The organism is Brevundimonas sp. CURTG3B2_SDJG (genome assembly GCF_057364705.1).
Map to the genome: position 1 here is coordinate 1 of NZ_JBNFOJ010000251.1, position 4034 is coordinate 4034.

Here is a 4034-nt window from a genome sequence, read left to right on the forward strand (position 1 = left end):
TTTGCCCTGGCCCTTGGCGGTCGTGGCCCGCCGGCTGGAGCTGCCGGCGCGAGGGGGCGGCGGACCTGCTGATGATCGGGCGGCTGGCCGGATTGCTGGGCCACGCGCTGGACCAGGCGACGAACGGCTCGCCTATCCGGGCGCGCCTGCGCTATGTGGGACCCGAACCGGGCGCGCACTGACCGCCTGTCTTAATCCCAAGGAGCGTTCATGCCGGACTGGCTGGCGGCGATCATTCTCGGCCTGGTGGAAGGCCTGACCGAGTTCATTCCGGTCTCGTCCACGGGCCACCTGCTGCTGACCAAGGAGATGCTGGGCCTGCCGGCCGAGCCTTGGGACACCTTCATCGTGATGATCCAGCTGGGCGCGATCCTGGCGGTGGTGGCGCTGTACTTCCAGCGGCTGTGGAAGGTGCTGATCGGCCTTCCGGGCAAGGACCCGGCGGCGCGGATGTTCGCCCTGTCGGTGCTGCTGGCCTTCATCCCGTCGGCGATCGTGGGCCTGCTGTTCCACGACTTCATCAAGACGGTGTTGTTCAACCCGACGATCGTCTGCGTGACGCTGATCCTGGGCGGTTTCGCCCTGATCGCCCTGGAACGCTGGGCGCCGCCGGCGCGGACGATGGATTCGATGCAGTTCAGCTGGAAGACGGCCCTGGGCGTGGGCCTGTTCCAGTGCCTGTCGATCATCCCGGGCGTGTCGCGGTCGGGCGCGACGATCGTGGGCGGCCTGCTGCTGGGCGTCGACAAGAGGGCGGCGGCGGAGTTCTCGTTCTTCCTGGCCATCCCCACCATGGTGGCGGCGTTCGGCCTGGACTTCTGGGAGAGCCGCGAGATGCTGACCGGCGGCGTGATCAGCATCATCGCCATCGGCTTCGTGGTGTCGTTCTTCAGCGGCCTATTCGTGGTCAAGACGCTGGTCGACTTCGTCGGCCGCTACGGCTTCGCGCCGTTCGCCGTGTGGCGGATCGTGGCGGGGGCCGTGGGGCTGGTGGTGCTGTGGGCCTACGGCTGAGGCTCGAGGCGCGCTCGCGAGCCCATGAATCCGTCATCCTCGGGCTTGTCCCGAGGATCCATAGCCGCCGTCTGACCGTGAGACTCTTCGGCTGCGCCGTGTTCATGTATCCCCGGCGCAAGGCCGCGGGATGACGAGCACTTCAACGCTGTTTGAAACCTAGCCCGCCGTCGCTTCGGCGAACTGGCCGCCGCGGCGGTAGCGCCACAGGTAGGAGGGAGCGATGGCGTCCATGCCGGTGGGCTCGATCCCCAGGGCGGCCAGGCCCTCGGCGCCCGGCGAGACGACGTTGTCGGTCTCCAGCAGCACGGCCTGGTCCTTGGTCAGGGCGGGCTTGAAGCCGACGATGGCGGTCAGCTGGGCCAGGCCGCCGATCATCCGGGCCGCGAAGAAGGGCAGGGGCGCGAGCGGACGGGTGCGGTGGGTCTCGCGCAGGACCAGCTTCAGCACATCCTCGAAGGTCACGACCGCCGGGCCGCCGAGCTCGAAGGTGCGCTGGGCCGCATCGGGGATCTCGACGCAGCGGGCGACGGCCTCGGCGACGTCGCGACGTAGACTGGCTGGAACTTCGTCTGGCCGCCGCCGATCAGGGGCAGGGCCGGAGCGAACTGGGCCATCTGGGCGAACTTGTTCAGGAAGTCGTCGCCCGGACCGAAGACGACAGAAGGGCGCACGATCACCGCGTCCGGCTTGGCCTCGCGCACGGCCATCTCGGCCTCGGCCTTGGTGCGGGCGTATTCGGAGGCGCTCTCGGGATTGGCGCCCAGGGCCGAGACCTGGACCAGCCGATCCACGCCGGCGGCCGCGCAGGCCTCGGCGATCACGCGCGACGCCTCCACGTGCTCGGAGCGGAAGGATCGGCCGGGCGCTTCATAGAGGACGCCGATCAGGTTGACGGCGGCGGTCGCGCCCGACAGGGCGGCGGCGACCTGGTCGGGATCGGCCGCATCGCAGCGGACGGCCTGGATCTGGCCCACCGAGCCGGCGGTCTGCAGCTTCCAGGCGCGGTCGGGGCGGCGGCACGCGATGCGGATGCGCCAGCCGCGCCGCGCCAGGGCGTGCACCAGCTGGCCGCCGACGAATCCGGACCCGCCGAAGAGGGTGATCAGGCCGGGGGCGGAATCGCGCATGACAGAACTCCAGAGCGTTGGCCCGGGCGGCTGGAATGCCCGTGCACGGGCGGATTAGACGAAGGCCGTGACGCTCGCAACGCAATCGCGAGAAAAGCCTGTTGACCCGCATGACGGCCTGCCTTAGAGGTCCGCGCCTTCCAGACGGAAACGCGCCCGGCGTAACAACAGGGGGCGGATAAGTCTGGGCCCAGATGGCGGAATTGGTAGACGCGCTGGCTTCAGGTGCCAGTGGCTGAAAGGCCGTGGAGGTTCGAGTCCTCTTCTGGGCACCATCTTCTGAAGCGGCCCCCCCTCGACTGAGGCGGGGCCGTTTTCTTTTCCGGCGCGTGGGAAGTGGCTAGTGGCTAGTGATTAGTGGTTGCTGGATCGCGGACAGCGGAACTCACGCGGCAGGGGCGCCCGCATCAGCCACTAACCACTAGCCACTAACCACTAGTCGCCTCGCTGCGAGGGAGGGAGACACGGCCCTCCCGCCGCGCTACTTGAGGCCACGAGAGGTTTTGCGAATGACGGTGTTCCTGCACGAGGGCGACCTGCCCGACGACCTGGACCTGGGTCCCGTGGTGGCGGTCGATTCCGAGACGATGGGGCTGCGTTTCCGACGCGATCCGCTGTGCGTGGTGCAGCTGTCGGCCGGCGACGGCGACGCGCACGTGGTGCGGCTGAACCGGCTGGCCTACGATTGCCCGAATCTGAAGCGCGTCCTGACCGACCCGGACGTGCTGAAGCTGTTCCACTACGGCCGGTTCGACATCGGCATGTTCCAGCTGCACCTGGGCGTCGAGACGCGGCCGGTCTACTGCACCAAGATCGCCTCCAAGCTGGCCCGCACCTACACCGACCGCCACGGGCTGAAGGACGTGGTGCGCGAGTGCGCGGGCGTGGAGCTCAGCAAGGCCCAGCAGTCCAGCGACTGGGGCGCGGCCGAGCTGACGCCGGCGCAGCTGGACTACGCGGCCGCCGACGTCCTGTACCTGCACGCGGTGAAGGCCAGGCTGGACGAGATGCTGGAGCGCGAGGGCCGCACCGAACTGGCGCGGCGCTGCTTCGACTTCCTGCCCGTCCGATCCGCCCTGGACCTGGCCGGATGGGACGAGATGGACCATCTTCGCCCGATGCTGACCGGTCGGCCCGATGACGCGAAGCCCTTCGAACCCGCGTCGCCGAGGACGAGGCCGCGTCGCCGCGACGGCCAAGGCTTCCGCGCGCGGTCGCGGCGGGTGCAACTGGCGCGGCGCATCCTGCCGGTGGTCCTGATCGTCCTGGCCGGCGGGACGGTCAGCTGGATCGTGCTGCGCAGCGTGATGTCGGACGTCGAGCGCAAGGCCGGGACCAGCCGCGAGGTGCGCCTGGACAACCCCATGTTCCACGGCCAGGACGCCGAGGGCCGCAGCTTCGTGATCGGGGCCGAGGGCGCGGTGCGCGACGCCCGGACCGGCCGGTTCCGCCTGGTAGGCCCCGCGCTGAAGCTGAACCTGGGCGGGCGCAAGGTGACGACCTTGACCGCCGACGGGGGAACCTACGACGAAGCCGCCAAGACCGTGACCATCGGCCCCAACGTGCGCATTTCGGACGGCGGCTCGGGCATGACGCTGGTGACGCCCGAGGCGGTGGTGGACACCTCCACCGGGATCGTGACGGGCAACCGCGGGATCCAGGGTTCCGGTCCGCTTGGCGCCATCTCCGCTTCGTCCTATGTGATCCGGGACCAGGGCGAGCGCATCGAGTTCAAGGGATCCGGCGAGAACAAGATCCGCGGGACCTTCTATACGGCGAGACCGAACGAATGAGCATGATCAGAACGCTTGCAGCGGCGACGCTGGCGCTGACCCTGACTGGCGCCCCGGGCGTCGGCGGCGCCCAGACCCCGCCGGCGGCCCAGCAGCC

The 4034-nt window shown here is 69.4% G+C and carries 3 protein-coding genes, 1 tRNA gene and 3 pseudogenes; 5 read left to right on the forward strand and 2 right to left on the reverse strand.

Translation table 11 applies throughout. The features are described 5' to 3' along the window. Positions 1–182 (forward strand): annotated as a pseudogene (locus tag AC2W7C_RS14340) (hypothetical protein); the annotation flags it as partial. Between the two features lie 28 nt (positions 183–210). After that, complete coding sequence (locus tag AC2W7C_RS14345) at positions 211–1014, forward strand: undecaprenyl-diphosphate phosphatase (protein ID WP_486002039.1); 804 nt, start codon at positions 211–213, stop codon at positions 1012–1014. Between the two features lie 159 nt (positions 1015–1173). Here AC2W7C_RS14345 and AC2W7C_RS14350 read toward each other — a convergent pair whose 3' ends face one another. Together AC2W7C_RS14350 and AC2W7C_RS14355 are read right to left on the reverse strand one after the other, a co-directional pair. Next, entirely contained in the window at positions 1174–1479 is a 306-nt protein-coding gene (locus tag AC2W7C_RS14350) for a hypothetical protein (protein WP_486002040.1), read from the reverse strand. Beyond that, positions 1476–2144 carry a complex I NDUFA9 subunit family protein gene (locus tag AC2W7C_RS14355; RefSeq protein ID WP_486002041.1) on the reverse strand — a complete coding sequence of 223 codons (669 nt, stop codon included), beginning with the start codon at positions 2142–2144 and terminating at the stop codon, positions 1476–1478. The genes AC2W7C_RS14350 and AC2W7C_RS14355 overlap by 4 nt, the downstream gene beginning before the upstream one ends. Positions 2145–2332: 188 nt before the next feature. On the opposite strand from AC2W7C_RS14355, the gene AC2W7C_RS14360 reads away from it, so the two are divergent. The 3 genes and pseudogenes from AC2W7C_RS14360 to lptC form a co-directional block, all read left to right on the forward strand. Continuing rightward, positions 2333–2419: transfer RNA gene (locus AC2W7C_RS14360), tRNA-Leu, on the forward strand. Positions 2420–2653: 234 nt separating this feature from the next. Then, positions 2654–3250, forward strand: a pseudogene (locus AC2W7C_RS14365) (ribonuclease D); the annotation flags it as partial. A gap of 156 nt (positions 3251–3406) precedes the next feature. Continuing rightward, positions 3407–3937 (forward strand): annotated as a pseudogene (gene lptC, locus AC2W7C_RS14370) (LPS export ABC transporter periplasmic protein LptC); the annotation flags it as partial. Positions 3938–4034 lie beyond the last annotated feature (97 nt).

Coding starts and splice junctions, on each gene's coding strand:
- AC2W7C_RS14345 (WP_486002039.1), top strand. CDS start 211: ATGCCGGACTGGCTGGCGGCGATCATTCTCGGCCTGGTGGAAGGCCTG.
- AC2W7C_RS14355 (WP_486002041.1), bottom strand. CDS start 2,144: ATGCGCGATTCCGCCCCCGGCCTGATCACCCTCTTCGGCGGGTCCGGA.